The sequence below is a fragment of the Bacteroidota bacterium genome, assembly GCA_040388375.1.
Taxonomy (GTDB): domain Bacteria; phylum Bacteroidota; class Bacteroidia; order UKL13-3; family UKL13-3; genus JAAFJM01.
This window is the reverse complement of the sequence record JAZKBU010000017.1, coordinates 11,717-36,372: the sequence shown is the minus strand read 5'-3', so window position 1 is coordinate 36,372 and position 24,656 is coordinate 11,717. Positions and strand designations below refer to the sequence as shown.

Genomic DNA, 24,656 nt, shown 5'->3' with positions numbered 1-24,656 from the left:
AAAACAATGGAACAACAACTATTTAAAGAAATTCCCGATAATGAAAGGGAGGCTATGTTAGAAGCCAATTGCCTAACGACTGAAGAAAAAGATATCCAGAAATATTTTTCTATTGACGAACTAACTGAAATGCGCGCTACGTTCCTTTCAAATTCAATAATTGTTCGCAAAGCTAATGAGGTTTTAAATAAAGCGAAAGACGAAAATAAAGCCGCAGTAAAAGCGCCGTTGGATCAAAACGAATATTTGTTAAAAAACATTAGACTTGGGTTTCAAGAAGTAACATGTCAAGTATATATTTTCCCTGACTATGAAAATAGAATGGTTGGGTATTATGATAACACCGGGACACTGTTAGAATCAAGAAGAATGCGACCAGAAGAGGCGCAGGCCTATATCCCACAAGGAAAATAAAAAAAAGTAAATAATAATTAATTAAAAAACAAAAAATGGAAACAGAAAAAAATGGCGAAAGCCCAAAAGAACAAGTAATAAAAAAATTTGTTTCTGACAATTCAACTCAAATTACAGATAAAAACCCTGTAATTATTATTCGCGAAGGTTCGGCGCCAAAACAATTAGATGTTATAAAGCCAAATAAAGTCCATTTAGTAGGAGTTATTTCATCCCCTAGTGAATTTTATAACAAAAGGAAACATTTGCACGATCCGAACAAATGTCATGTAGTTTATGACCTTTTAAAAGGTAGCATTTTTCTTGTGTTGGATGAAAATTATGAAAATGATAATTATGCTGTAGTAGGAATTATTCAAAATAATTCAGAACTAAAAAAGTTTGAAGTAAACACCGGAGTGCAATTTGAACCAAAAGATTTATTGCGAATTATTAAGTTTAATCGCATTTATTTTGAGGATCAAACAGAACACGCTAAAATATGTTTAGCTCTTCAAAATTTTAAAGCTAAAGTAGCTACATCCCTTGAAAATTCAAACGACTTGAGAGGAGAAAAATTGAATACTTTACATTCAAAAATTACTCACGAATTACAGGAATCGTTCGTTTTAGACATTAATATTTTTAAGGGTCAGCCTAAAATAAAATTTAAGGTTGATATTTGCGTTGAATTAAGAGCAGGAGAAGTGTATGTATATCTTGAAAGCGTACAGTTGCGAGACCTTGAAATGTCAACGAAAGAAGGGATATTACGCACCGAATTAGAACACTTCAAGGATATTGTTTGTATTGAGCAATAAATTTAAATCGGCAAATTTAAATTAACATAGTAGCGAAAGGAAACTTAGTTACTTAAACGAAACCTTCATTTTGCTTTGCCGGGTAAAATGAAGGTTTCTTTTTCAAAAAAATGGCTTTAGGAAGAAAAGAAAAAAATACGGTCGACTACTTTCCTTTTCTTTGCAAAGAAGGTAAATCAATGTTTTATATTGAAAAAAAATATGGAAACGATGGTTATGCTACATGGTTTAAAATACTCAGACAACTAGCTGTAAATGAAAATCACTGGTTGAATCTAAACGACCCTACAGCACTTATGTATTTATCTTCAAAATGTGGAGTTTCTGAGGATATTTTGGTTAATATAATAAACGACCTTTGTAAATTAGGCGAATTTAATTCGTCTTTATGGTTTGAAAATAAAGTGCTTTTTAATGAAAAGTTCATTGATAGTATTCAAGAAGCGTATAAAAAAAGGAATAATAAATGTATTAATTTGGACACTTTATTTGAAATTCTAGATACTTTAAGTATCCGTAAATTGAATAAAAGTAACCTTAAAGTACCCGAAAATACACAGATAAGATTAGATAAGATTATACAAGAAGAAATTAAATCAGATAATATAAAAGAAGAAAATATTCTTTTTGAAAAAGAAACAAAATTCGATTTCAAAAAAAAATTACTTGATTATGGTTTTGATTCGCAACTTGTAAATGATTGGCTTATTGTTAGAAAAAATAAAAAGGCATCAAATACTGAAACAGCTTTTAAAATGTTTATTGATGAAATCGAAAAAGATTTAACTGTTGATAAAAATTACGTTTTAAAAATTTGTTGCGAAAAAAGCTGGAAAGGATTTAAACAAGAATGGTTAAAAAATTTAGAAAATCCCTATGGAAAACAATCAAATAATAAAGATAGAGAGCAACGTTCTGGCGAAGTTAGAAGCCTTAACGAGTTATCCTCAAAAGTACTGGACGGACTTGCAAGTCAAAACGGGGATGGAAGCGTATAAATCAAATGGTCTATCCGTATCAAAAATAATAAAAGAAAAGGGCCCAATGTTCGCCGATGCTTTTTTAACTTTTATTTCTACCGATTTGATAGAATCTTTTAATGTTGGTAAAACAATGAATCAAATGCAAGTAATATTCGTTGTTAATGCTATAAAATCCGATTATTATTTCTTAAAAATAGAAGAATTAAAATATTGCTTTGAACAAGCAAAAAAAGGTAGATATGGTACAATGTTTGACCGAATAGATGCCGCTGTTATTTTTGGTTGGATAGATAAATATTTGGAAGAACGAACAGAAATGGCATATATTGACAATATTGAAAAACAAAAAAAAAATAAAGAGTTAAAACCTGATATTGTTATATTGAAAGCCCTTAAATCAATAGTCGAGAAATTTCCTCAAGAAGAACGATCAATAGATTTAAATTTAATTTCTCCTGAAAAAAGAGAAAGAACACCAGAAGAAATTTTAGTTCAAAAATTATTTAATGAATTTGATTCGTTGTATCTTAATCAACCTGTTAATAAAAACTCTCCCATTGCAATTGTTGATTATAATGGAAAAAAATTAACAGCCAATGAATTTGTATTAATGCGTGTAGAAGAAATAAATGCCAATTGTTAATAACTTTATTTACAAAAACGTAAAGTGGTTAAAATAATTTGTAGTTTTGTCTCATCAAATTAATAATAACTAAAAAAACCGCTAAGAAAATGAAAACCACAGGAATTAAATTAAAAGCCGTGTCAATAGAAGAAATGCTTATTGATACTAAAAATGCAGAATACAATCATTCAGAATGGAAAAAAAGAGTAAACGATACTGTTTAATGACGGCATTTGTTAAATTTTCAGGAGGCAAATTTAGGCCAGATCCTAAACCTGAACCAAAGATAAAACCTAAACCATCAAAAATATCGCATTTAAGCAACAAACGAAAAAAAGAAAACAAAGAGTACCTAACATTACGAGAAGTGTTTTTAAACAATAAATTTTGCCCTATAACGGGAGATCCAGCTACTCAGGTTCATCATAAAAAAGGTAGAATAGGAAAACTGTTAACAGATGTAAGGTTTTGGCTGGCAGTTTCTGCTGAAGGGCATAAAAAAATTGAGGAAAACCCGGAATGGGCAAAAGAAAAAGGTTATTCGTTAAATAGATTATAAAATGAAAAAAAAGAATGATGAATAGTTTAGGATTCATATACTATTTTACATCATTATGGCTACATCGTAGTAATTATGATGGTAAGATAATTGATTATAAACGGGCCTCTAAATTGGCTTTTAAATTAAATGGGTTTTATGGCTAAAGTACTAACATTTTCTCGCGAATTTCCTTCATATAATCCAAGGGCTGGACAACCCACTTACTTTAGGGAAAAACTATTACATAGTTTATTACTTCAAAATAAGATTGATTTAAAAAGTAATTTTGTAAAAAATATTGAGTTAAATTTTTTGGCATTTAGTAAAGGAACAAAAAACCACACTATCCGGGCTGGAAATCGTTGGAAAGCTGGAGATATTGCAAGCCCCCGTATTTGGGGATCAAATATAAACATTAAGTCTGGAAGAAAGGGGCCATATCATTCAGATCAAATAATTATAGCTCCGGATATTGAAATTAAAAAAGTTTGGGATATTATCATAGAATTAACACCAAATCAAACAACCATACTATTACCTACAGAAGTTAAGTCGCAATTTCAAATGCTTTCATTGGGTGAAGTAGCTAAAAATGACGGCTTAGAAATAGAAGATTTTGAAAGATGGTTTAATCCTAAAAAGAAAGATATCCAGTTTGTCGGACAAATAATTTGTTGGAATGAAAATGTAACTTACTAATCCATGAAAATATGATAAATGAATTATCCCATCAGATTTACGCGAATGCTAAAAGTAAAGGTTTTTTTGAAGAGGAGAAGAATACCGGAGAAATGTTATGCCTTATTCATTCTGAGATCTCAGAAGCATTAAATGCCGATAACGAAAATAAATATTGTGATCTTGCTGGTTTTTTTGAAAGATTAAATCAAATCAGTTTCTCATATAACGACGGAACTACCAAAATAAAAGAAGAAGATTTTATAATCCTTTTTGAGAGTAGAATTAAAAACACCTTTGAAGATGAAATTGCTGATTCATTAATGAGATTAATGAGCTTGGCAGCTTATAGAGGCATTAACATTGAACAACACATACAACTAAAAATGAGATATAACCTAACAAGACCTTATAAGCATGGCAAAAAATACTAGTGTTATCAATAAAATTCGTATATTTATAGTATTATTAATAATATTGTTTTGTACAAATTTTTCCAAGGCTCAAACTAAAAAAATAAACTTTTCATCACCTTTACCTTTAATTAATAATGGTATATGTTTTTTGCAAAATTTCTATATATATGATTCTATAGGATTAGTTGCTTATCAAGCAAAAGACAGTTTATTAGTTATTTTAGACAGTGCGCGTACAATAAAAGTTTTATTACAATTTTCACAACCTTATCAAGCATATAAAAACAAATGAGACACGGGGGAAAACAAAAGTATATAGAATCTCCAGAGATAATGTGGGAACACTTCCTTCTATATAAAATAGAAGTAAAAGCTAATCCGATAAACATAATTGAACAAAAAAAGGGTAACATAGTAATCCCTAAAGGGTTTACTGGAGATTTGCCGGATAATTTAGTTAAAATTCCAGCACAAAGACCTCTTACAATGGATGGCTTTGCGAATTGGCTTTCAGATAATGACATCATTGTAGATGTGAGTGATTATTTTGAGAATAAGGATAGTCGATACTCAAACTATATCCATATCTGCTCACGTATAAAGAAAAATATCCGTCAGGATCAAATTGAGGGTGGTATGGTTGGAATTTACAATCCTTCAATAACTCAACGTTTAAATGCATTGGTAGATAAGAGCGAAACGGTCGTAACAAAGAAGAAAGTATTTAAAATTGGGTATAAAACAGGAGAAGAAACAAATGAATAATTATACCGAAATTAAAACTATCTGGAATAAAACAACACGGGGTTCATTTTGGAAATTGGGGCAGGAATGGAAAAGGCTTAAAAAGAATATAAAATTATTACTTTGTTAAATGACAGAAGAATTTGATTCGCCAGAAATAAATTTTAACCCCGATTTATTTAATAACGTTTATTGGCACATTGAAGAGGCATTATCAAACGATACTATTCGTTTTCTTTTCATTTACGGAGGATCCTCCGCTTCTAAAACATTTTCTGTAGTTCAAGAGACAATAAAATGGATGCTTACCGGAAGCGATAATAATTCGTTAATCCTCCGTAAGTATGCCACAGACATAAAGGACTCAATCTATGCCGATTTTATTAATATAATCAAAGATTGGGGGCTAGAGGAAGAGTTTATTTGCCAGCAAAATTTTATCAAATGTTCTTCAGGTAGTTATATCCGTTTCCGAGGTCTTGATGATTCAGAGAAGGTAAAAGGTATTAGTAATTTTAAACGTGTTATTCTTGAAGAAATATCGCAGTTTGAAGAGGTTGATTTTAAACAAATAAAGAAACGACTGCGTGGTAAATTAGGCCAAAAGATCATAGGAATATTTAATCCTATAAGTGAAGATCATTGGTTAAAGAAAAACGTTTTTGATAAAGAGGTTTTAGTAGAGGTAGAAACTAATATACAGGGCAAATGGATTAATAAGCCGGCTAACGGTAAAGAAGCCAATACTGTTGTATTAAAAACTTGTTACCTTGATAATAAATACATAGTTGGCCCCAACTTCGTAGATGAACATACTATTGATGATTTTGAAAAAGACAAAATTGATGATTTTGATTATTACAACATATATGGGCTTGGCAATTGGGGTAGAATAAGAACCGGGGGTGAATTCTGGAAAGACATAAATTCAAACATTCATTTCAAAGAACTGAAATGGGATAAAGAGGCGGCGCTTCATATAACATGGGATGATAATGTAAATCCATATATAACTTGTCTTGTTTGGCAAATAAAAAAAATAGAAATAGGAAAAGAAACATTTCAATACGCCCGTCAAATTGATGAAATATGTTTGGAAGATCCGCGTAATAGAGTAAAAAATGCCTGCGCTGAATTTAAGCATAGATATCCTTTATCTGATGTTCCTAAATTATTCATTTACGGGGATAGAACATCAATTAAAGAATCAACATTAAAAGAAAAAGGTGAAAACTTTTTTACTGAAATAAAAGGATATCTACAAGAATACCAGCCGACATTAAGAATGCAGTCTGTTAATCCTTCCGTAATAATATCTGGCAAATTTGTTAATGAGTGTTATTCAGAAAAGATTCCGGGAATAAGAATTGAAATAGGATTAAATTGTAAAAAATCTATCCATGATTACCGTTATGCTTTAGAAGATTCTGATGGATCATTAAAGAAAACAAAAAAAACTAATCCAGTTACAAAAGTTCAATATGAAGAATTCGGACATCCATCTGATGCAAAGCGTTATTTTATGGTAATGGCTTTCGCTTCTGAATACGCAACACATCAACGCGCAGGAAAATCGCAAAGGATAGTTACAGGTAAAAACATACACAAAAACAGTTATTAAAATGGATAAAAGTTTTTGTTCTAAAACGTATTTTGCTACTGAAAAAGATGCTGATTTTTATTTAACAAAATTAAAGGCGACATCTAATAGGGGTAATATCCCAAAACGTTCTTATTTATGCACTCATTGTTTTAGTTGGCATTTAACGAGTACCGATGATGATATAACTGTAATGGAAAAGTATCGGCAAAAAATTAATGACCTACAAAAATTACTTGCTGAAAAGAATCAAATAATACATACGTTAAGGAATAGAAATACTTTAATAATACCAAGTTCAGCACAGATAGATAAATTCAAAAAGAAATATAAAAGGTAATCGTTTTTTGGCCCCAAAAACAAGAAGATAACTAAGTATTAATTTACTTTGTCTTCTATGGCATATCTACGTTTAATAGACTATTCTCAAAATATCCAATCGGCTCAAATTACTCAATTAACCGGTGGGTCGTCTGCTGTTTTGTTAGGAGCTGAATTAACTGCAATAGAAGAAATAACTTCATATTTAATTCAAAAATACGATACGGCGGCTGAATTTACCGATACAGTAGTTTGGAATCCCGATACAATTTATAAAGCAAAAGATAGATTTTACTTGGATGGCCCTGCCTATTCAAGCTCTGGAACATATGCATTAAAAGCCTTTACTTTACAAGCTGGAAAAATATATATATGTACAACAGCCATAACAGTTGGTGAGGCATTTAATATATCAAAATGGACTTTACTTGGCTCGCAATATGATTTATTTTTTGTGACTGTTCCTAAACCTGAATTTGATTATAAAACTATTTATTCAATAGGCGATGAGGTATATTGGAAAAATAAAGTATATGAGTGTAAAATAGCATCAACATTGTATAATCATAATCAAACATTACAGTACTATGATAGTTCTAATTTACCACCTATTAACGTAGCTCCGGATAATAATTTAAATGGTATCAAATATTGGGGTTCGGGAGTTTCGTATTCTGTTCCAGCTGGAACATATCCAACTGATACGACAAAATTTACAGCCGGCGATAATCGTTCCCAAAAAATAATTGATTGCGTTGTTGATATTGCTTTATATAAAATACATTCGCGTATAGCTCCAAACAATATCCCACAATTAAGGGTTGATAATTATGATTCCGCTATTGTTTGGCTTGTGAAATGCGGAAAAGGATCCGTAACGGCTAATATACCTTTAATTCAACCTAATCAAGGTAAACGGATTAGGTTTGGTGGGAATATTAAAAATGAAAACTCATATTAAAAATGAAAACTCCTGAATTTAGAATTGTACAATATCCGGATAAAAATTCTCCATGCGGAAAGGTTTTTTTTGTAGATAAAAAAATTAAGAAGAAAATTTTATGGTTATTTTCATATAGTACTTGGGAAACGGTTAAAGGTTTAAAGTCAGGAAATAGTCTATTTTGGTTTGATTTAAAATTGTGTATGCATGCTGTTTCAACTTTTAAAAATGCCGCCTAATGTCAAACCAAAATTGTAGAATAAGAATAACTAATAATTTACAGTTGACATCTGTAAACACAGATCCTGTATTATCTCAAGTTAATGATAATATACCATCAAAAAGATCTATAAAAAATCCTTCTAATTATATTTATAGACAACAACTAGCGAGAATAAAACAAGATATTTTCGCATGGCGTGGAGCTATAAACGAGTTAGAACAACCATGGTTTCCACAACGTATAAAAATACAGCAACTTTATCAAGATACCGTTTTAAACGGACACGTACACGCTTGTATGGAAAAGCGTAAAAGGTTAACCTTACTTAAAGATTTTGCTTTTTATTTTGCTGATGGGAAAGAAAACGAAGAATTAACAAAACTATTTAAAAAGAAATGGTTTTATGATTACATGAACTACGTACTTGATGCGCCAGCTTATGGATATTCTCTTATTGGACTTGGAGATTTAATAGATGATAAATTCCCAAGCATAGGAGTTGTAAGGCGCTCAAATGTTTCTCCTGAACGATTAGAACTGCAACACTTTTTTTATTCAATTACCGGATTAAAATTTCTAGACCCTAATACTGTCGATGATCTTGGTAATAGTATTATGGATTGGACAGATTGGATTTCTACGCCGTCAGAGTCTGGTGTAAATAAATGCGGTAATGGTTATTTGTATAAAGTTGGACTTTACGAAATATTTTGCCGAAATGTATTAGGTTACAATGGGGATTTCGTTGAATTATATTCTCAACCTTATAGAGTTGGAAAGACCGATAAAACAGAAGGGCCAGAGAGGGATGAATTAGAAAGAGCATTGAGAGAAATGGGATCCAGCGGATATGCTATAATTGACCCTGTTGATGAAATTTCATTTTTAGAAACAGCACTAGGTGGAACTGGGTATAAAGGTTATGAATCTTTGGAAAAGAGATGTGAAGAAAAAATATCTAAGGTTATTTTAGGTCACGCCTCTGCGATAGATACAACACCGGGAAAACTTGGTAATCCTCTAGAGGTAGAAAAAGCATTAGAAGAAACCGGAAAGGTTGACAATAGGTTTTTTTGCGATCATATGAATGAATCTTCCATTGATAAATTTAGAACATTAGGCTTTAATATTGCATTTGGAACATATTTTGCATTTAAAAATGACAAAGAAAAACAAGAAAATACTAATGCTGAAAATGAATCCAATTTAAAAGTTGCTGAAGTTGCAAAAACAATGAAAGATGCAGGAATGGAAATGGATGAGGATTATTTTACTGAAAGAACCGGAATTAAATTTACCAAATCTGTTGTGCCTTTAAAAAATGATTTCAGTCAACCTTTAAAAGAAAAAATAAAAAACCTTTATAAATAATGCTTGGTTTAACTGATGAAGAAATCGACGACATTTTTAAAGGCATTTATAGTGGAAAAATAAACCCAGAAAATTTGCCAGAAAATTTATATGCTTCTATTGCTGAAAAATTAAAGGAAGGAGTTTATAAAGGTTACGGAGGTTCTTTGAAAAGTATTGAAAGTTCATTAGGTTATGGATCTGCTCCATCTGAATTATTAAAAAATTTACGCGAAAACATTTATTTGTTTGCCGGTGCTAAAACATTTCATCAAATGGAGGATATGCGAGGACTATTAACAGAAAACGGAAAAGTATTAACTTATTCAGAGTTTAAAAAAAAAGCACAAGAAACATACAAGTTGTACAATGAAACTTGGATGGAAAGCGAATATAATACGGCTATAGGACAAGCTGAAAGTGCGAGAATGTGGGCAGATATAGAACAAGATAAAGAACTATTTCCATTTCTTCGTTATATCGCTGTAATGGATTTAAACACTTCAACTATTTGCCGTCCTTTAAACGATATAATATTACCGGTTGATGATAAATTTTGGAGTACGTTCATGCCGCTTAATCATTACAATTGCAGATGTGTTGTTGAAAAACTGGAAAAAGGAGACGCAGTAATTACGCATAAAGATAAAGTAAGCGCTGCTGGAAATGAAGTTAAAAGCAAAATGAACGATGCTTTTAAAATGAATCCGGGTAAAACTGGAGAGGTTTTTGGTAAGGAGCATCCGTATTTTAAAGATGTTCCTGATGAATATAAAGATTTAGCGAGTGATAATTTTAATTTGCCGATTCCTGAAATAAAAAAAGTAAATAGAAAAAAGTAAAATACATGGCTTTCAATTTTAAAAAAGTAAAAATTAATTTTGAGAGATTAAAAATAAATTTACCCAAACAAATAGCAAATGAAGGACAGAAATTTTACTTTAAAAATTTCGATTCTGAAAGTTGGGAGGGTAAAAGATGGGCGCCAAGGATAGCAAGAAGAGGGATAAAGAAAAGAGATATTACGCGAAAGTTATTGGTTAATAAAGCTATGTTGAGGAGAGCTGTAGCGAATATGAAACGCGAAGCTACTTTTAGTAGAATAAGATTTGAAGTATTTGTTCAAAGTAAAACAGGATTTAACTACGCTCAAGTACATAATGAAGGAATAGGAAAACAAAGGAGACGCAAATTTTTAGGTTACAATAAAACGTTAGACGGAATTTTAAGAAATAAAATAAATAGCGAACTTTCAAAATGTTTTAAATGAAGGATTTTATAAAAGCAATATTAGCTCAATTAGAAACTATTTCAGATGTTAAGTTTGTGCGTGTGTGGAACGATCAGTTAAATTTGGATGAACAAAATAAACAATATTCTTTTCCAATGCCGGCGTTGTTTCCTGAAATAGTTAATCCGGATGAAATATTACAATTGGGAGATGGTGTACAACTTTATGAACCTCTTATTATTCGCATCCATGTTTTACATTGGCAACTTGACGCAACTGACGGAACCATGGAACAAAATTTAGATGTTTTCGATTTTATGGATGCTATTAATGTTAAGATGAACGGATTTGAACCTGACGGAGCTGTTAAATTTGTTAGGGGTGCTGATGGCAGAGATTATCAACATGCCGGCGTATATCATGCAATAATTGATTATAAAACTAATTTTTTAGACACAAGCAATCAAATATCAACTCAAGGGACAACTATTGGCGGCGGGGTTATACAACCTGTATTAAATGTAACTTATAATCCGGCTCCATATTTAAAAGAAAAATAAAAAATGGCTCAATCAATAGCATACTGGCAAAATAAAATGTTAACCGCAATAGCTGGAGATAGTAAACTGTCTGCTATGAATAGCGTCTCACAGGTAGCTATTTATAGATTGTTGACATTTATTGTTGCGACTTGTATAAATATTTTTGAGCAAACATTAGATATTTTTAAAATAGAAATGGAAGGGATAGCCGATGAAGCGGCTCCCGGCACAAACAAATGGATTCAGAACGAAGTTTTTAAATTTCAATATTCAACAACAACGCCACAAGTTGTTACTCTTGTAGATTTGATTCCTACTTATGCCGTTATAGATGAATCGTTACAAATAATAACACGATGTTATGTAAAAACAATGTCTAACAAAGTGGTATCTGTAAAAGTAGCTAAAGGAGAACCTCCTGAAGCATTGGATAGTTTAGAAAAAACATCACTTACAGGTTATCTGAATGTTGGAGGTTTTGCAGGAGTGCTACCTTCTATCATTTCATTACCACCTGATAAACTTTATTTAGTTGCTGATATTTATTTTGATGGTAATTACGCTGCTATTATAAAAACAAATGTTATAGCTGGAATAAATGCTTTTTTATCAAAGCTCTCTTCTGTAGATTCGTTTGATGGCATTGTACGTGTTAGCGCATTAGAATCAGCTATACTTGCAGTTGGTGGAGTTACTGATATAGCAATAAAAGATATGGCAATAAGGGCAGACGCAACGGCTTTTGTAGATAAAACATTTATAGTTCAAGATTATGATTTACTTTTTAATAAATATCCAACAACAGCTGGTTATATTGTGGAAGAAACAACTTCAGGCGAAGATTTTTTAACTAAATTAAATTTTATACCTGAATCTTAATGACCATTTACGATATAAATTATGCTTTACAAACTGAAATTCTTTTGCCTCCAGATAAAAGGAAGCCTAAATTTATTTCTTTTTTTAAAGCGTTTACAATAGTATTACAAATTATACGGGATAGATTTCACAATGATTATGCTGATGGTTTTACTGGCGATAAATGGGATGTTTTAGTTGCTTATTCTATTGGCGATAAAATAAGATATATTGATCGTTCTGTATATGAATGTATATTACCAACTCTTGCCGGAATTGTTCCAACGAATTCTGTATATTTTGTAAAGACGCAAGAAATATATATTGGGTTGCGGGAGCGTTTAAGATATAATTCTCGTAAAATGGTACTTGAATATATTTTAAATAAATGGTTTGATGTAGATGTTTCGCCGGCAGATCAAATTTATATAACTAATAATAATATTTACGGGACAGCCTTTGTAATGGGTGAATCTGGCGAAACATCTTCGTTATTAGCAAATGATTCTATTTATTCAACAACATACTTAGGCAATGCTTACAGTTTCGGAGATAATGCTTTTACTATTTATGTTCCAGTTTTAGTATTTAATGCGTTGGATCCTGACCCGACTAATGCAGAAAATATTATACGCGCTCAGGCTGATAAATATGTAATCGCAGGAATTATTTATAATATAGTAACTTATTAAAAAAAACAAAATGAAAATAATTATAACAACTGATATTTTAGATCCTTCTATTCAACAACCATTTACAGGAAAGTCTTTAGATTTTCTACAGGATGCCAACAAAGAAATTCATTTAGGTTTGGCAATATCTTTAATAGGAAATTCTTATGATATATCTAAAGCATATATTTTAAATGGTATTGTTCCATATGGTACAAATCAGTATACTGCTGGTTTTATTTTATGGAATGAAGAAATTTATTATTGTCCCGGAAAAACAACAACAACCGCTTTTGCCAATGTTGCTATTTTTACTATTACTATTACTAACGACTCTATTGCTGATCCACTTGTTTTTTCAGATAATATATCTAGAAATGTACATAAAGTAAGAAGGCTAATATTAAGCGATGGTGTTAGTGGTAGTGGTACATTTGATTTATTAGATGCTATTTATATTAATACAGATTGGATAGCAAATGATTCAAGTACAAGTTATAGAAGAGAAGGTGGGACTGTTTTTTTATCTGGCCCTGCTGGAAATGTAGGAACATCAATGGGTAATGGTGCAACTTCGTTTACCTTACCAATAGGATTTAGGCCAACAACAACTAAAACTGTAAGGGGCGTATTGTTTTTTGATGAACAATTAGTAAAAGGGGCAGGAATACTAACCATTAACACTAATGGCACTATTTATCATTCATCATTAACGGGGGCTGGAACGGCTAGATGGGTATCACTAACAGGAGCAAGTTTTGATTTATAACACTTCTAAAATATTTCTTCCATCCGATTTTCTAAATGGAAGCAAATTAAATAAAATCAAATACAAATTTATTGTTTGTAAAAACACATCGTTACTAAATAACAGTAACGATGTGTTCATTATAATACCGGCTGAGAAATAAATAATTTTCTTCCATTTACTTTGTGTATAAATATCCGGAACATTTACATATCCAGTAATGGGGATAAAACCAATTTTATAAAGTGTCCCATTTAAGAAAATACAAATAAATGGCCTCATAAAAATAGATACTGAAACTATTTTCAGATTAAGTAATCTGGCAACTATAAAATGACCTAATTCATGTGCAAACACACTTAAATAAAGTATTTCTACAATTTTAAGAATCATATTTTTTTTGGATTTTGTTTTTCTTTATCAGTCATTGTATCATAAAGACGAAGTAACTTTTCTTTTTCTTTTGGATCCATAGCTTCAAAGAACTTTTTGTTTATCTCAAGCCATGCCTCCGGTTTGCTTTGTGACGTATTAAATGCGTAGGCGGTTGTTAATTTATAATGCAATCTGTTTGGATATAATGGAATTCTTATCCTTCTTGCGTGGGTTTGTTCTTGCATTTTTTATGGTTTTATACAAATATAACATCTAATTAAATCTATTTACAAAGGTAGAATAAAAGTTTTAAACAAAGTTGTTGGCCCCAAATTGGCCCCAAATACGATGATATTATTTTTTTGAATTTACATTTGTATTAATGAAATTAAAATATACCCAATATGTAGATACCGATGAACCTGTAATGCTTGTAAATAAGCATATCGGACATGATGAAGAAGATGGCGACGGAATTATGGGGCCTCAGTTTCAAGAAGAATTAATGTATTTAGATACTTTAGGTAAAAAAAGGATTAAGGTTTTTATATGTTCTCCCGGTGGTAATGTAGTTGATGCAATGCAGATGTACAATGCCATTTTAGCTACTAAAACTAAAGTCGATACATTCAATACAGGTGTGGCAGCAAGTTCAGCTGGTGTAGTGTTTCAAGCTGGAAGAACAAGATATATGAGTGATTACGCTCTTTTAATGATGCATAACCCATTTAGTCCTGGAGCAACTGGATCAACTCCTGAATTAGAATCGTTTAAAAATTCACTTGTAAAAATGTTAGGACGTAAAAATCCTACAGCAACAGAGGAAAGTATATCCGATTTTATGAACAATACAACATGGATGGATGCTGATGCTTGTGTTAAAAATGGTTTTTGTGATGTTATTGAACATAGCAGCGACATGAATAAACCAAGAGCGATATCTACCGATCCAAAAGCAACATGGAAACAATACGCAAATTATTTTAATTCTTTAAATACAAATCCACCAATTCAAAATACGATGAAAAAAGTATATAACAAATTGAAAATTAACGAAAACTCCACAGAAGATGTTATGGTTGCAGCAATTGATGCTATAGAAAACCGTGCAACAACTGCTGAACTTGAAAAAGAAAAATTAAAAAAAGAACTTGAAACTGCTAATACAAATTTAGTAGAAGTTCAAAATAAAGTTACCGATTTGGAAAACAAAGCTGCTGAATTGAAAGAAACAGAAGATGCAGAGAAAGTGACAGCACTTGAAAACGCCGCAACTTTACTTGTTGAAAACGCCGCAAAAGTTGGTAAAATAAAAAACGATGCTGCAACTATATTAAAAATAAAAGCGCAAGCAATTAAAGATTTTGAAGGCACAAAAGAATTAATTGATTCAATGCCTTTAAATAAAAAAGGTGCAAACATAGTCAACAAAGATGATACTGGCGCTCCAGTTCCAAGATATACAATGGGAGCTGTTATGATTGGGATTCAAAATAAATCAGAAGGTAAATAAATAAAAAAAATCCAAAAATAAAAATAAATGAAAACAACTAATAAATTTTTAAGAATGTTTGTTTCAATTGTTATGATTGCAATTGTTTCAATTTCAATGTCAGCAATTGCCACATTTGTAGCTGGGCATCAAGTAAATATTACACTTGAAGTTGCTACTTCATTGCTTTTTTTAGGATTTTTAAAAGGCTTGGCCGGAATTAAATCTGAATATGGTAACTATGCGTTTGATGATGGTTTTGTTATTAATGATACTACTTATGCCGGAGAGGTTGCGTCTCAATTCTTAATAAAAGCAATTACAGGAGCTGACACAGTAAATGGAGGACACGTTTATATTAAAGACGGGATTAAAAAGAAATTCACAATTCCACGTTTTGACGCGAATTATGAAGATTTTATTCAAGATCGCGCAGCAACTCCAACAAGTAAAGGTTCATTTACTGTTGATGGTAAAGTTTTGGATCCACAAGATTTTATGATTTATACCGAATTTAATCCAAGAGATTTTGAGGATCATTGGTTTGCAACACAATTAAGCCCAACATTGTTAGATCGTGCATTACCGGCAACAGCTGAATCTGTAGTTGTACAAGAAGTTATGAAACGTTACATGAAGTATTTCAATAAAGCACTTTGGAATAACGACATGACACTTACTAATATTTATAAATATTGGAATGGTTTCTTAAAAAATGCAACAGCTGACGCTGATGTAATAGATGTTAGTTCTCCTATTACTTTAACCGTTGCAAATATCCAAGCAGAATTGTTAAGAGGTTACGATGCAATACCTGAAGCTTTACGTTATGATCCAAATATGAAAATATTCGTTTCTTACGCAACTTACGACTTGTACGATCAATCTCAAGTAAATCAAACGTATAAAGGAATCGACATTACTCAAATGGGTAAAGACACTTTCAAAGGGAAAAGAGTTTGCAAAATAGCTGATTTCCCTAATGATTGTTATATGATTGCTAAAGGTATGGCATCTCCTGAATCAAATCTATGGGTAGGTATGAATAGCATTGCCGACGAAGGTTTACAACTTTCAAGATTGCAAGCAAATTCTGAATTGTTCTTCATCAAAATGTTAGTTAAAGCTGATGTTCAAATTGGCTGGGGTAACGAAGTTGTTCTTTATAAAGCATAATAAAAGGGAGCGTAAAAACTCCCTATATTTTAACTATTAAACAAAAAAAACAAAATGAAAAAAATATTCTCTTTAGCGCTTATCGGACTTTCTATCACAGTATCTGCGCAATTTATAACTCCTCGATTTGGCACAACTCCAAACAAAGATAATACCGGGCGTGTATTAACTTATGGATATGTAGCACCATCTTATGCAGCAAGTTATACAATTACTGCTACAAAATACGAAACAACTGTTAAAATGGGTACTCTTACCGGTGCATTATCATTTAATGCAGACGTAACAAATTCGCACGTTTCAGATAAATTGAACCTTATTTTTACCGCTGATGGTACAAATAGAATAGTATCATTAGCAACTGGTTTTTCTGCTCAAAATGACACCGTACTTGCAAGCACTACACACTTTTTAACATTCGTTTTTGATGGTGTTAAATGGGCTAGGTTATCCGGTCAAGATATGACAACAGGTTTAGCCGGAAATGGATCGGTTGGATCCCCTTCAATTGGTTTTTCTTCTGATACTGATAATGGTTTTTATAGAATAGGAGCGAACAATTACGGCGCTTCTATTGGAGGATCTAAAGTTGTTGATTTTGCAACTACAGGGATATCTATAACTGGAACTATAAGAGCAACATCATACGTTGCTCCGGTAATAACAAGAACAGCAACATCATATACAGCAAGTGCAACGGTAACGGCTTCTGAATTAGCCGGCGGCGTTTTGACTGTTGCATCTGGAACTGTTACATTAACATTGCCAACGGCAACACAAATGGGAACTCAACTGGGGGCTGGGGCCGGAACAACTTTCGATTTCGTTTTGTTAAATGCGGCAAGCGGTGGTACAGCTACAGTAGTTGTAGGGACAAATATTGTTGCATCAGGATTCCCTTCTACAAATACATTAACATTAGCTAATAGTGCTACAATAGGCGTAGCAGTTTTTAGATTGACTTTTATCAGTGCAACGGCTGCGACATTAACACGTATTAATTAAACCATTAATTTATAAATACAATGGAATATAATAAAGCTATGGTTTCGACCATGAAAAAAAATAAAGCTAAATCTGTTTTTATTAATGAAAATGGAGAATGGTTGTTCCATGAAACTAAAGGTTTTGAGGAACACACAAGAGAACAAGTTTTAGGAGACGAAGAAGAAGTAAAAGAGCCTAAAGTAAAAGAGCCTAAAGCTAAAAAATAATGAACTTCGATGAAGCTAAATCGTTAGTTCGTAAAAATAAGAATAGCTATAAGTATAGCAACATTCATGCAACTAGCGATGGAAGTATTTTTTATGATGCTGACGTTAAAAAGATAGAAGCGCATGCAAAAGAAAATAATTTAGAATTTTTTCATATAAAACCTGAAAAGGTTGAAGTAAAAAAACCAAATAAAAATGCTTAACGATGTTAATTTTAATTTAGGTCAAGGTGGTTTGGGCCGCCCGTTGCCGGGTTCTGATTTTATTTCTACAATGTTATTCTATACAGGAACATTGCCAAGTGGATTTTCTAGCACCGATAGAATAAAGAAAATATTTTCAGTTGAAGATGCTGAATCTTTAGGTATTTTAGATACTTATGCAGACGAAACGAAAGCAACTGCAAAATATACTGTTACAAACGTTGGAGCTGATGGAGATACTTTAGAATTAGTAATAGTAGAACCTTCATCAAATATTTCGTTAGGCGTGTTCCTTAAAACGGCAGCTTACACAACTGTTACATTATTCGCTGATGCATTAGTGTTGTTTATAAATGCTAATACATTAACGCATGGTTATACAGCTGCAAATACCGCTGGAGCTGTTACAATAACAGCACGTCCCGGACTTGGTTTATTCTTAAATTCAGGCACTCCAGTAGTTGCTACAATAGTAGGAACAATAGCTGGTACTATAGTACAATTTGGTGCATCTCCAATGATTGCCGGTGTTGCTTCTTTACAAGCACCATGGCATTATCATATTTCTGAATTTTTCAGAATACAACCAAAAGGTGTTTTGTATGTTGGAATGTACGCAGTACCTTCTACTTATGACTTTACCGATCTTACCACAATTCAAAATTTTGCAAATGGGGAAATACGTCAAGCATTTGTTTATGCTGATGGCACTACTTATACAAGCGGAAAGGTTCAAGCTGCTCAAGCTGTTTGTACTTCTTTATTTGTAGCACATAAACCACTATCTAGTGTTTTAATTGCTTTTGATTATGCTTCAGCAACATTATCGACTCTTGCTAATTTATCTACTTTAAATTCTAAAAATATAACTCTTGTTATTGGACAGGATGGAGATAATTTAGGGTATGCTTTATTTAAAGCATGTGGAAAATCTATAACTAATGGAGGGGCCGTATTGGGTTGTGAAGCTTTAGCTGCTGTTAATGAGGATATCGCATGGATTTCTAAATTCAACATTTCAAATGGCACTGAAAACAATGTTCCTGCTTTTGCTAATGGAATTTTATTCTCAGCATGTTCAACTTCTTTATTAACAACATTGAATAGTTATCGTTATGTATTTTCAATTAAAAAAGTTGGGTATGAAGGTACTTTTTTAAATGATTCTCATGATTGTATAATTCAAACATCGGATTACGCATACATAGAAAACAATAGAACTATCGACAAAGCTATTCGTTTATTGTATACAAATTATTTACCCGATCTAAATGCTCCATTGACTGTAAATACAGACGGAACATTAAAAGATACATCGGTTGCATATTTTCAAATGTCAGGTAACGCTGCATTAGATCAAATGGTAAGAGATGGAGAGTTATCAGCTAAAAGTGTAACTGTAAATCCAGTTCAGAATGTATTAACAAGTTCGCAATTAGTTATTACTGTTACACTTGTACCTGTGGGAGTTGCGCGTAATATCGTTATAAATATTGGTTATTCACTTTCAATATAATAAAAAATGGCTTTAGTTAATGGTATTAATTATGCGTGGGTTAATATAACTCTTGTTTTATTTGGGGTTCCGGTAAAAGGAATTACAAAAATTTCATACAAGAAAAAAAAGGAAAAAACAAATAATTATGGAGCTGGTGGAGAGCCTGTATCTAGAGGAATTGGTCGTTCAGAATATGAAGCATCTATCGAACTTTATCGAGATGAATGGCAACGTATTATTAATGTGTCTCCAACAAAAGATCCTTTAGATATCCCGGCATTTGATATTCCAATTGTATTTGGAGGATCCAGAGTAACGGCCCAAACTGATATATTACAATCGTGTGAATTTCTTGAGGATGCATTTGATGTAAGCGAAGGAGATACTTCTATAAAAATAACTGTACCTATTATAATAGCCGGTATTCAACATTTATAAAATATGAAAAAAAAGATAGCAAACCCATTGTTAGATGAAGATATCGCTTTTACAAAATCTATAATAGAAGCGCGAGAATTAGCAGAAAAAAAAGCTGTTGATCTTTCGGCGTTACATAAAAAAAATGTTTACCCTCTTTTTTTTGTACGGCCATCTACTAAGGATATATTCATTGGCTATATTTCAGAGCCGACAAGAGCCGCAAAAATGGAAGCATTCGATATTATGTCTTCAAAAGAAAGTATAACGTTAGCTGGAGAGATCATACTTGCAACGTCTTTACTTAAAGACGAAAGTCACGAAGCGTTTTCGTCTTTAGATTCAAAATATGATGATGTATTTCTTGGTGGTTGTATTGATGCAGCCGGGCATGTTAAATTATTATTGAATACACTAAAAAAAAAATAGATAAGCATAAAATAACAGTTGATTCCAGCGAGTTTAAAAAAATAAATTCATTCATTAGATTCTATTACCATGAAGACCCGGAAGAAATGGATGAAGATAAATTATTTAAACTATGGGGCGAATTAAAATATGTTTTAACAACAACTGGACAAATGAAATTTGAATAATTAAGCGAGCATAAAACTCGCTTTTTTAATTTAACAAAATGGAAAAAACAGAATATGTAATTTCTCTTAAAGATTTATTTACAAATGCTATCAACAACGCGAGTAATGCGACTGATAAATTTGAAGGTAAAGTATCATCTTTGCAAAGCACTATTGCGAAGATAGGCGCAACTATTGGGATATCAGCAATGGCAAAAGGGATATTTGATGCCGGTGTTAATATGGAAGGGTTAAATATTTCATTAAAAACAATGCTTGGCAGTAAGTCGGAAGCTGATAAATTAGTTGCTCAAATGGTAAAATTCGCTTCTACTACGCCATTTTCACAAAGCGAAGTACAAACAGCAGGAAAACAATTATTAGCCTACGGAATTGAAGCAAAAAATATTGTGCCAACATTAAAACAATTAGGAGATGTATCTGCTGGATTAAGTCAACCAATAGGAGAGATTGCTTATTTATATGGAACAATAAAAACACAGGGCAAAGCCATGACTGTAGACATTCGACAGTTTGCAAATCGAGGTATTCCAATATATGAAGAATTGGCAAAAGTTACCGGTAAAACTGGTAATGCCTTACAAAAATATATAGAAGATGGTCGCGTTGGATTTCCTGAAATTCAAAAGGCATTTGAAAATATGAGTGGAGCCGGCGGTAAATTTGCAAATCTTACCTCTGAATTAGCTCAATCAACAGGCGGTCAATGGTCTAATACAAAAGATTTACTAGAACAATTGGCAGTTACTGTTTTCAATGATTTACAGCCATCTATTAATTGGTTTATCGGAGGAATGCAAGAAGTGATTCAAGAAGCGAAAGAGGTTGTTAAATGGATAAAAGAAAATATAACCGTTATTAAAACATTGGCGATTGCAGTAGCTGCCGCAATTGCTACGTATAAAATATGGCAAGGAGTTATAAAATTAAATGTTTGGTATACTGGACTTAGTACAGCTGCAATAGTTACAAATACATTGGTAACTGAAGGGTGGACAGCTGCACAAGTTGCTTTAAATATAGCAATGACAGCTAATCCTATAGGAATTGTAATAGTGGCTATAGCAGCTTTGGCAGCTAGTGTATATTTACTCATTCAGAATTATCAACGATTAAAAGAAGAATATGAAAGCGGTCTTAATAATTCCATAAAAAAAGCTGCTGATGATGAGAAAAAATATGTGCAAGAATTGGCTCAATCTTATGAGAAATTGGGCCAATCAAAAAAACAAGCGCAGGAGACGGCATTGAACTATGAAAAAACTATGGTCGATGCTGAACTTGTGGCTGCAAAAAAAGGGGTTGAAGAGGCAAGAGAAATATTAAAGAAAACTAATCTTTTAGATAAATCAGAAGGCTGGGAAAAAGTAAGAGCTGCAACAAGAGTTTTAAATGTTATAAGTTCGAAAAGAAATTCCCTTTATGATAAAGATATATTTTCTACTGGAAGCGCGGCTGGATCAATAAAAGATATGAAAGGAGCTGCCGGAGTAGATACTGCTAAAGCGCCTAAACATACAGTAATAACAATAAATATTGATAAGCTGATTGAAAAATTTACAATAGCTACAAATACAGTTTCTGAGGGCGCTCAATCTGTGAAAGAACAAATGGTAAAAGCATTGATCGAAGCGGTTAATGATTCTCAAATAATAGCTGGAGTGTAAATGGAGAATTTGATTTTAAAAGTTTACGGATTAGAAGCTGTACGGATTGCTCAATATGGAGCAGGGGTTTCGGCTGTGATAAGTCGATCTAAAATTCAATCCTCATCGAATCCATATTCTCAAATGGCAGAAATTCAAAAGGATCCCGTAATGTACAAATCCGCATTAGGTACTCCTGTATTTTGTAATTTTGAAATTCAGGAAGGCCAATGGACTGAAGATAATGGCACCATACATGAATGGCCATTTTTAAGGTTTGACACAGTAATATTGACAGTAGATGAAACTAAAAATATTGTCAAAACAACTGTTCAAGGGAGAAAAGGGTCTGTGAAAGAATATATTTCTGATGGAGATTATAATGTAAATATAAAATTGTTGATAATTGGGAGTAATGGAGTAATGCCTTTGCAACAGATATCTGATTTAAAAAAGGCGTTAGACGCTCCTAATGCCTTGGCCGTAAATAGCCGGTATTTGCAAAATTTAGGAATTGATAATATAGTTGTTGAAAGATATGCTATGCCTCAAATGGAGGGCGGTTATAATTATCAACAGGTAGAAATACAAGCAAGTAGTGATGAACCTATTGAATTATTTATAAAATAAATGTTACGTTTAATTTCAAAATTTACAATTACACAGATACCAACTATTGCTTTTCCCAATAGATCGGAGACATATACATTTAATTTTGTTAATTCATGTGTAATTAATTCGTCTTGGCAAAATTTAACAGATACGGCAAAATTAATATTTCCTAAAAAAATATACTTTATTAATTCGCAAGGGCAAAAAGTTAATTGGGATGGCAAAAACACTTCAGGTCAATCTTCTTTGCCACCTTTGATTTTAAGAGGCGATAAAATAAAAATTGAATTGGGTTATATTTATCCTACTGCTTTTAATTCTGAAGTAAAAGAAATAAATGAGGAATTTGATGGTTATATTTCAAAGATTGGAAGCAATATACCTATTGAAATAGAATGTGAAGATAAAATGTTTGTTTTAAAACAAAAAAAACTGCCGAATAAAGTATATAAAAGCTCTGAATACGATGTTCAAAAAATGGTTAGGGAAATGTTAGATATGTTTCCTGAAACGGCAGGGATTACATTAGTAACAGGAACAGCTACCAGCCAAACCATAAGCACTAAAATAGAGGATTTTAGGACTATGGAGGATTCAATAGGTAGTGTACTTGATAGATTGAAAAAGGAAGCAAGAATTTACTGTTATTTTAGAGGCAACGAATTACGTTGTTCCGGTATCGTTTATTACCCATCTGATCGAATTGGTTATAATTTTGTATTTCAAAAAAACATTGTTAGTAATAATTTGGAGTACAAGCGAACGGATGATATTGTTCTTGGTGCAAAAGCGTATTCTATCAATAAAGTGGAATTAGAAAGTACAAATTCAAGTGGAAATAAAAAGACCAAACGCAAAAGACTCGAAACGTTTGTTGGTCGTAAAGAGGGAGAGATAAGAACACTTTATTTTTATGGCGTTGAAACTGAAAGCAAATTAAAAGCATTGGCAGAGCAGGAACTTCGTAAATTTTATTATACCGGATATACTGGCGATTTTACTACGTTCGGATTACCATCTGTAAAACATGGAGACGAAGCTATTTTAAGAGATTCCATTTTACCAGAAAGAAATGGAGGATATTTAATAAAGGGAGTAGAAAAAACATTTGATGTAACTAATGGATTTAAACAAAAAATCATGTTGCATTTAAAATTGGATCAATTTGATAATTCAACAATTAATGCCGGTTTATAATGGGAGAAAATGATATGATAAGAGAGCTTATTCAGCAACTTGCAGGCACTTTTAATGTTGACGTAGTTACTTCGTTTGATTGTACTGTTGATTCTGTTAATGAAGATAATTTTACATGTGATGTTACTGCGATTGGTAGTAATGCTACAACGAATGTTCCAGAGGTTAGACTTGCATCTGAGAGTAACGATGGATTTAAAATTATACCTAAAATTGGCTCTACTGTTACTATTATAAAGACTAAACGGGGCGTTGCTTATGTTTCAATGTTTTCAGACATTTCAAAAATAATATTTATGGATGGTAGTCTTGGTGGGATGGTTAAAGTTATACCATTAGTAACTAAATTAAATGTTTTGGAGGCTCATGTTAATGCAATTAAAGGTGTAGTTTCTGCTATAATAGCAGCCGGAACATCATCACCGGGAACACCTGTAACAAATGCAACATTAGCTGCTTATTTTTCAGCATTTAATGTAACGGCAATTATCCCTACTGAGAGGGATGATATAGAAAATACACTTATTCAACAAGGTAATTAA

The 24,656-nt window shown here is 32.1% G+C and carries 34 protein-coding genes; 32 read left to right on the top strand and 2 right to left on the bottom strand.

Annotation, left to right across the window (positions count from 1 at the left end; translation table 11 throughout):
• The first annotated feature begins 6 nt into the window (after positions 1-6).
• The 20 genes from V4538_16405 (at position 7) to V4538_16310 (ending at position 13,709) form a co-directional block, all read left to right on the top strand.
• Positions 7-414 (top strand): hypothetical protein, encoded by a 408-nt coding sequence (locus tag V4538_16405; protein MES2382632.1) that lies wholly within the window; start codon positions 7-9, stop codon positions 412-414.
• A gap of 35 nt (positions 415-449) precedes the next feature.
• Positions 450-1,214, top strand: coding sequence for a hypothetical protein (locus V4538_16400; protein MES2382631.1), 765 nt, complete (start codon positions 450-452; stop codon positions 1,212-1,214).
• 110 nt (positions 1,215-1,324) lie between these two features.
• The gene (locus V4538_16395) at positions 1,325-2,212 is read left to right on the top strand and encodes a Lin1244/Lin1753 domain-containing protein (protein MES2382630.1); all 888 of its coding nucleotides are present in this window, start codon (positions 1,325-1,327) and stop codon (positions 2,210-2,212) included.
• Entirely contained in the window at positions 2,199-2,840 is a 642-nt protein-coding gene (locus tag V4538_16390; GenBank protein MES2382629.1) for a hypothetical protein, read from the top strand. The genes V4538_16395 and V4538_16390 overlap by 14 nt, the downstream gene beginning before the upstream one ends.
• A 175-nt stretch (positions 2,841-3,015) precedes the next feature.
• The gene (locus V4538_16385; GenBank protein MES2382628.1) at positions 3,016-3,381 is read left to right on the top strand and encodes a hypothetical protein; all 366 of its coding nucleotides are present in this window, start codon (positions 3,016-3,018) and stop codon (positions 3,379-3,381) included.
• Between the two features lie 138 nt (positions 3,382-3,519).
• The gene (locus tag V4538_16380) at positions 3,520-4,062 is read left to right on the top strand and encodes a hypothetical protein (GenBank protein ID MES2382627.1); all 543 of its coding nucleotides are present in this window, start codon (positions 3,520-3,522) and stop codon (positions 4,060-4,062) included.
• A gap of 11 nt (positions 4,063-4,073) precedes the next feature.
• On the top strand, positions 4,074-4,475 hold the full coding sequence (locus V4538_16375; protein MES2382626.1) for a hypothetical protein: 402 nt from the start codon (positions 4,074-4,076) through the stop codon (positions 4,473-4,475).
• Complete coding sequence (locus V4538_16370; GenBank protein ID MES2382625.1) at positions 4,459-4,749, top strand: hypothetical protein; 291 nt, start codon at positions 4,459-4,461, stop codon at positions 4,747-4,749. Before V4538_16375 ends, V4538_16370 begins: the two co-directional genes overlap by 17 nt.
• The gene (locus V4538_16365) at positions 4,746-5,222 is read left to right on the top strand and encodes a terminase small subunit (protein MES2382624.1); all 477 of its coding nucleotides are present in this window, start codon (positions 4,746-4,748) and stop codon (positions 5,220-5,222) included. Before V4538_16370 ends, V4538_16365 begins: the two co-directional genes overlap by 4 nt.
• 109 nt (positions 5,223-5,331) lie before the next feature.
• Positions 5,332-6,822, top strand: a complete 1,491-nt coding sequence (locus V4538_16360; GenBank protein ID MES2382623.1) for a PBSX family phage terminase large subunit — start codon at positions 5,332-5,334, stop codon at positions 6,820-6,822.
• Between the two features lies 1 nt (position 6,823).
• Complete coding sequence (locus V4538_16355; protein ID MES2382622.1) at positions 6,824-7,141, top strand: hypothetical protein; 318 nt, start codon at positions 6,824-6,826, stop codon at positions 7,139-7,141.
• A 48-nt stretch (positions 7,142-7,189) separates the two neighbouring features.
• Positions 7,190-8,083 (top strand): hypothetical protein, encoded by an 894-nt coding sequence (locus V4538_16350; protein ID MES2382621.1) that lies wholly within the window; start codon positions 7,190-7,192, stop codon positions 8,081-8,083.
• 2 nt (positions 8,084-8,085) lie between these two features.
• On the top strand, positions 8,086-8,304 hold the full coding sequence (locus V4538_16345) for a hypothetical protein (GenBank protein MES2382620.1): 219 nt from the start codon (positions 8,086-8,088) through the stop codon (positions 8,302-8,304).
• Complete coding sequence (locus V4538_16340) at positions 8,304-9,659, top strand: DUF935 family protein (GenBank protein MES2382619.1); 1,356 nt, start codon at positions 8,304-8,306, stop codon at positions 9,657-9,659. Before V4538_16345 ends, V4538_16340 begins: the two co-directional genes overlap by 1 nt.
• The gene (locus V4538_16335; protein MES2382618.1) at positions 9,659-10,480 is read left to right on the top strand and encodes a phage minor head protein; all 822 of its coding nucleotides are present in this window, start codon (positions 9,659-9,661) and stop codon (positions 10,478-10,480) included. The genes V4538_16340 and V4538_16335 overlap by 1 nt, the downstream gene beginning before the upstream one ends.
• A gap of 5 nt (positions 10,481-10,485) precedes the next feature.
• On the top strand, positions 10,486-10,908 hold the full coding sequence (locus V4538_16330; protein MES2382617.1) for a hypothetical protein: 423 nt from the start codon (positions 10,486-10,488) through the stop codon (positions 10,906-10,908).
• On the top strand, positions 10,905-11,429 hold the full coding sequence (locus V4538_16325; GenBank protein MES2382616.1) for a hypothetical protein: 525 nt from the start codon (positions 10,905-10,907) through the stop codon (positions 11,427-11,429). Before V4538_16330 ends, V4538_16325 begins: the two co-directional genes overlap by 4 nt.
• Positions 11,430-11,432: 3 nt before the next feature.
• Positions 11,433-12,290 (top strand): hypothetical protein, encoded by an 858-nt coding sequence (locus tag V4538_16320; protein ID MES2382615.1) that lies wholly within the window; start codon positions 11,433-11,435, stop codon positions 12,288-12,290.
• Complete coding sequence (locus tag V4538_16315) at positions 12,290-12,961, top strand: hypothetical protein (GenBank protein MES2382614.1); 672 nt, start codon at positions 12,290-12,292, stop codon at positions 12,959-12,961. The genes V4538_16320 and V4538_16315 overlap by 1 nt, the downstream gene beginning before the upstream one ends.
• 10 nt (positions 12,962-12,971) lie before the next feature.
• A complete protein-coding gene (locus V4538_16310; protein ID MES2382613.1) occupies positions 12,972-13,709 on the top strand; it encodes a hypothetical protein in 738 nt (245 codons plus the stop codon).
• Here the strand turns inward: V4538_16310 and V4538_16305 are convergent.
• Complete coding sequence (locus V4538_16305; GenBank protein ID MES2382612.1) at positions 13,704-14,081, bottom strand: site-2 protease family protein; 378 nt, start codon at positions 14,079-14,081, stop codon at positions 13,704-13,706. The two genes, V4538_16310 and V4538_16305, sit on opposite strands and share 6 nt — an antisense overlap.
• Positions 14,078-14,308 (bottom strand): hypothetical protein, encoded by a 231-nt coding sequence (locus V4538_16300; GenBank protein MES2382611.1) that lies wholly within the window; start codon positions 14,306-14,308, stop codon positions 14,078-14,080. The genes V4538_16305 and V4538_16300 overlap by 4 nt, the downstream gene beginning before the upstream one ends.
• A gap of 137 nt (positions 14,309-14,445) precedes the next feature.
• Here V4538_16300 and V4538_16295 point away from each other — a divergent pair, with 137 nt between their 5' ends.
• The 12 genes from V4538_16295 (at position 14,446) to V4538_16240 (ending at position 24,656) form a co-directional block, all read left to right on the top strand.
• Positions 14,446-15,576 (top strand): Clp protease ClpP, encoded by a 1,131-nt coding sequence (locus V4538_16295; GenBank protein MES2382610.1) that lies wholly within the window; start codon positions 14,446-14,448, stop codon positions 15,574-15,576.
• Between the two features lie 27 nt (positions 15,577-15,603).
• Positions 15,604-16,731, top strand: coding sequence for a hypothetical protein (locus V4538_16290; protein ID MES2382609.1), 1,128 nt, complete (start codon positions 15,604-15,606; stop codon positions 16,729-16,731).
• Between the two features lie 54 nt (positions 16,732-16,785).
• Positions 16,786-17,736: a hypothetical protein gene (locus V4538_16285; GenBank protein MES2382608.1), complete on the top strand. Its 951-nt coding sequence runs from the start codon at positions 16,786-16,788 to the stop codon at positions 17,734-17,736.
• Between the two features lie 20 nt (positions 17,737-17,756).
• The gene (locus V4538_16280) at positions 17,757-17,945 is read left to right on the top strand and encodes a hypothetical protein (protein MES2382607.1); all 189 of its coding nucleotides are present in this window, start codon (positions 17,757-17,759) and stop codon (positions 17,943-17,945) included.
• Positions 17,945-18,148: a hypothetical protein gene (locus V4538_16275; protein ID MES2382606.1), complete on the top strand. Its 204-nt coding sequence runs from the start codon at positions 17,945-17,947 to the stop codon at positions 18,146-18,148. The genes V4538_16280 and V4538_16275 overlap by 1 nt, the downstream gene beginning before the upstream one ends.
• Positions 18,141-19,664 carry a DUF2586 family protein gene (locus V4538_16270; protein MES2382605.1) on the top strand — a complete coding sequence of 508 codons (1,524 nt, stop codon included), beginning with the start codon at positions 18,141-18,143 and terminating at the stop codon, positions 19,662-19,664. Before V4538_16275 ends, V4538_16270 begins: the two co-directional genes overlap by 8 nt.
• Positions 19,665-19,670: 6 nt before the next feature.
• Positions 19,671-20,084, top strand: coding sequence for a hypothetical protein (locus tag V4538_16265; protein MES2382604.1), 414 nt, complete (start codon positions 19,671-19,673; stop codon positions 20,082-20,084).
• A gap of 3 nt (positions 20,085-20,087) precedes the next feature.
• Complete coding sequence (locus tag V4538_16260; protein MES2382603.1) at positions 20,088-20,492, top strand: hypothetical protein; 405 nt, start codon at positions 20,088-20,090, stop codon at positions 20,490-20,492.
• A gap of 205 nt (positions 20,493-20,697) precedes the next feature.
• Positions 20,698-22,326: a tape measure protein gene (locus tag V4538_16255; GenBank protein MES2382602.1), complete on the top strand. Its 1,629-nt coding sequence runs from the start codon at positions 20,698-20,700 to the stop codon at positions 22,324-22,326.
• The gene (locus tag V4538_16250) at positions 22,327-22,935 is read left to right on the top strand and encodes a DUF6046 domain-containing protein (protein ID MES2382601.1); all 609 of its coding nucleotides are present in this window, start codon (positions 22,327-22,329) and stop codon (positions 22,933-22,935) included.
• Positions 22,936-24,114, top strand: a complete 1,179-nt coding sequence (locus V4538_16245; GenBank protein MES2382600.1) for a hypothetical protein — start codon at positions 22,936-22,938, stop codon at positions 24,112-24,114.
• Complete coding sequence (locus tag V4538_16240; GenBank protein MES2382599.1) at positions 24,114-24,656, top strand: hypothetical protein; 543 nt, start codon at positions 24,114-24,116, stop codon at positions 24,654-24,656. Before V4538_16245 ends, V4538_16240 begins: the two co-directional genes overlap by 1 nt.

Coding starts and splice junctions, on each gene's coding strand:
- V4538_16405 (MES2382632.1), top strand. CDS start 7: ATGGAACAACAACTATTTAAAGAAATTCCCGATAATGAAAGGGAGGCT.
- V4538_16400 (MES2382631.1), top strand. CDS start 450: ATGGAAACAGAAAAAAATGGCGAAAGCCCAAAAGAACAAGTAATAAAA.
- V4538_16395 (MES2382630.1), top strand. CDS start 1,325: ATGGCTTTAGGAAGAAAAGAAAAAAATACGGTCGACTACTTTCCTTTT.
- V4538_16390 (MES2382629.1), top strand. CDS start 2,199: ATGGAAGCGTATAAATCAAATGGTCTATCCGTATCAAAAATAATAAAA.
- V4538_16385 (MES2382628.1), top strand. CDS start 3,016: ATGGAAAAAAAGAGTAAACGATACTGTTTAATGACGGCATTTGTTAAA.
- V4538_16380 (MES2382627.1), top strand. CDS start 3,520: ATGGCTAAAGTACTAACATTTTCTCGCGAATTTCCTTCATATAATCCA.
- V4538_16375 (MES2382626.1), top strand. CDS start 4,074: ATGATAAATGAATTATCCCATCAGATTTACGCGAATGCTAAAAGTAAA.
- V4538_16370 (MES2382625.1), top strand. CDS start 4,459: ATGGCAAAAAATACTAGTGTTATCAATAAAATTCGTATATTTATAGTA.
- V4538_16365 (MES2382624.1), top strand. CDS start 4,746: ATGAGACACGGGGGAAAACAAAAGTATATAGAATCTCCAGAGATAATG.
- V4538_16360 (MES2382623.1), top strand. CDS start 5,332: ATGACAGAAGAATTTGATTCGCCAGAAATAAATTTTAACCCCGATTTA.
- V4538_16355 (MES2382622.1), top strand. CDS start 6,824: ATGGATAAAAGTTTTTGTTCTAAAACGTATTTTGCTACTGAAAAAGAT.
- V4538_16345 (MES2382620.1), top strand. CDS start 8,086: ATGAAAACTCCTGAATTTAGAATTGTACAATATCCGGATAAAAATTCT.
- V4538_16340 (MES2382619.1), top strand. CDS start 8,304: ATGTCAAACCAAAATTGTAGAATAAGAATAACTAATAATTTACAGTTG.
- V4538_16335 (MES2382618.1), top strand. CDS start 9,659: ATGCTTGGTTTAACTGATGAAGAAATCGACGACATTTTTAAAGGCATT.
- V4538_16330 (MES2382617.1), top strand. CDS start 10,486: ATGGCTTTCAATTTTAAAAAAGTAAAAATTAATTTTGAGAGATTAAAA.
- V4538_16325 (MES2382616.1), top strand. CDS start 10,905: ATGAAGGATTTTATAAAAGCAATATTAGCTCAATTAGAAACTATTTCA.
- V4538_16320 (MES2382615.1), top strand. CDS start 11,433: ATGGCTCAATCAATAGCATACTGGCAAAATAAAATGTTAACCGCAATA.
- V4538_16315 (MES2382614.1), top strand. CDS start 12,290: ATGACCATTTACGATATAAATTATGCTTTACAAACTGAAATTCTTTTG.
- V4538_16310 (MES2382613.1), top strand. CDS start 12,972: ATGAAAATAATTATAACAACTGATATTTTAGATCCTTCTATTCAACAA.
- V4538_16305 (MES2382612.1), bottom strand. CDS start 14,081: ATGATTCTTAAAATTGTAGAAATACTTTATTTAAGTGTGTTTGCACAT.
- V4538_16300 (MES2382611.1), bottom strand. CDS start 14,308: ATGCAAGAACAAACCCACGCAAGAAGGATAAGAATTCCATTATATCCA.
- V4538_16295 (MES2382610.1), top strand. CDS start 14,446: ATGAAATTAAAATATACCCAATATGTAGATACCGATGAACCTGTAATG.
- V4538_16290 (MES2382609.1), top strand. CDS start 15,604: ATGAAAACAACTAATAAATTTTTAAGAATGTTTGTTTCAATTGTTATG.
- V4538_16285 (MES2382608.1), top strand. CDS start 16,786: ATGAAAAAAATATTCTCTTTAGCGCTTATCGGACTTTCTATCACAGTA.
- V4538_16280 (MES2382607.1), top strand. CDS start 17,757: ATGGAATATAATAAAGCTATGGTTTCGACCATGAAAAAAAATAAAGCT.
- V4538_16275 (MES2382606.1), top strand. CDS start 17,945: ATGAACTTCGATGAAGCTAAATCGTTAGTTCGTAAAAATAAGAATAGC.
- V4538_16270 (MES2382605.1), top strand. CDS start 18,141: ATGCTTAACGATGTTAATTTTAATTTAGGTCAAGGTGGTTTGGGCCGC.
- V4538_16265 (MES2382604.1), top strand. CDS start 19,671: ATGGCTTTAGTTAATGGTATTAATTATGCGTGGGTTAATATAACTCTT.
- V4538_16260 (MES2382603.1), top strand. CDS start 20,088: ATGAAAAAAAAGATAGCAAACCCATTGTTAGATGAAGATATCGCTTTT.
- V4538_16255 (MES2382602.1), top strand. CDS start 20,698: ATGGAAAAAACAGAATATGTAATTTCTCTTAAAGATTTATTTACAAAT.
- V4538_16250 (MES2382601.1), top strand. CDS start 22,327: ATGGAGAATTTGATTTTAAAAGTTTACGGATTAGAAGCTGTACGGATT.
- V4538_16245 (MES2382600.1), top strand. CDS start 22,936: ATGTTACGTTTAATTTCAAAATTTACAATTACACAGATACCAACTATT.
- V4538_16240 (MES2382599.1), top strand. CDS start 24,114: ATGGGAGAAAATGATATGATAAGAGAGCTTATTCAGCAACTTGCAGGC.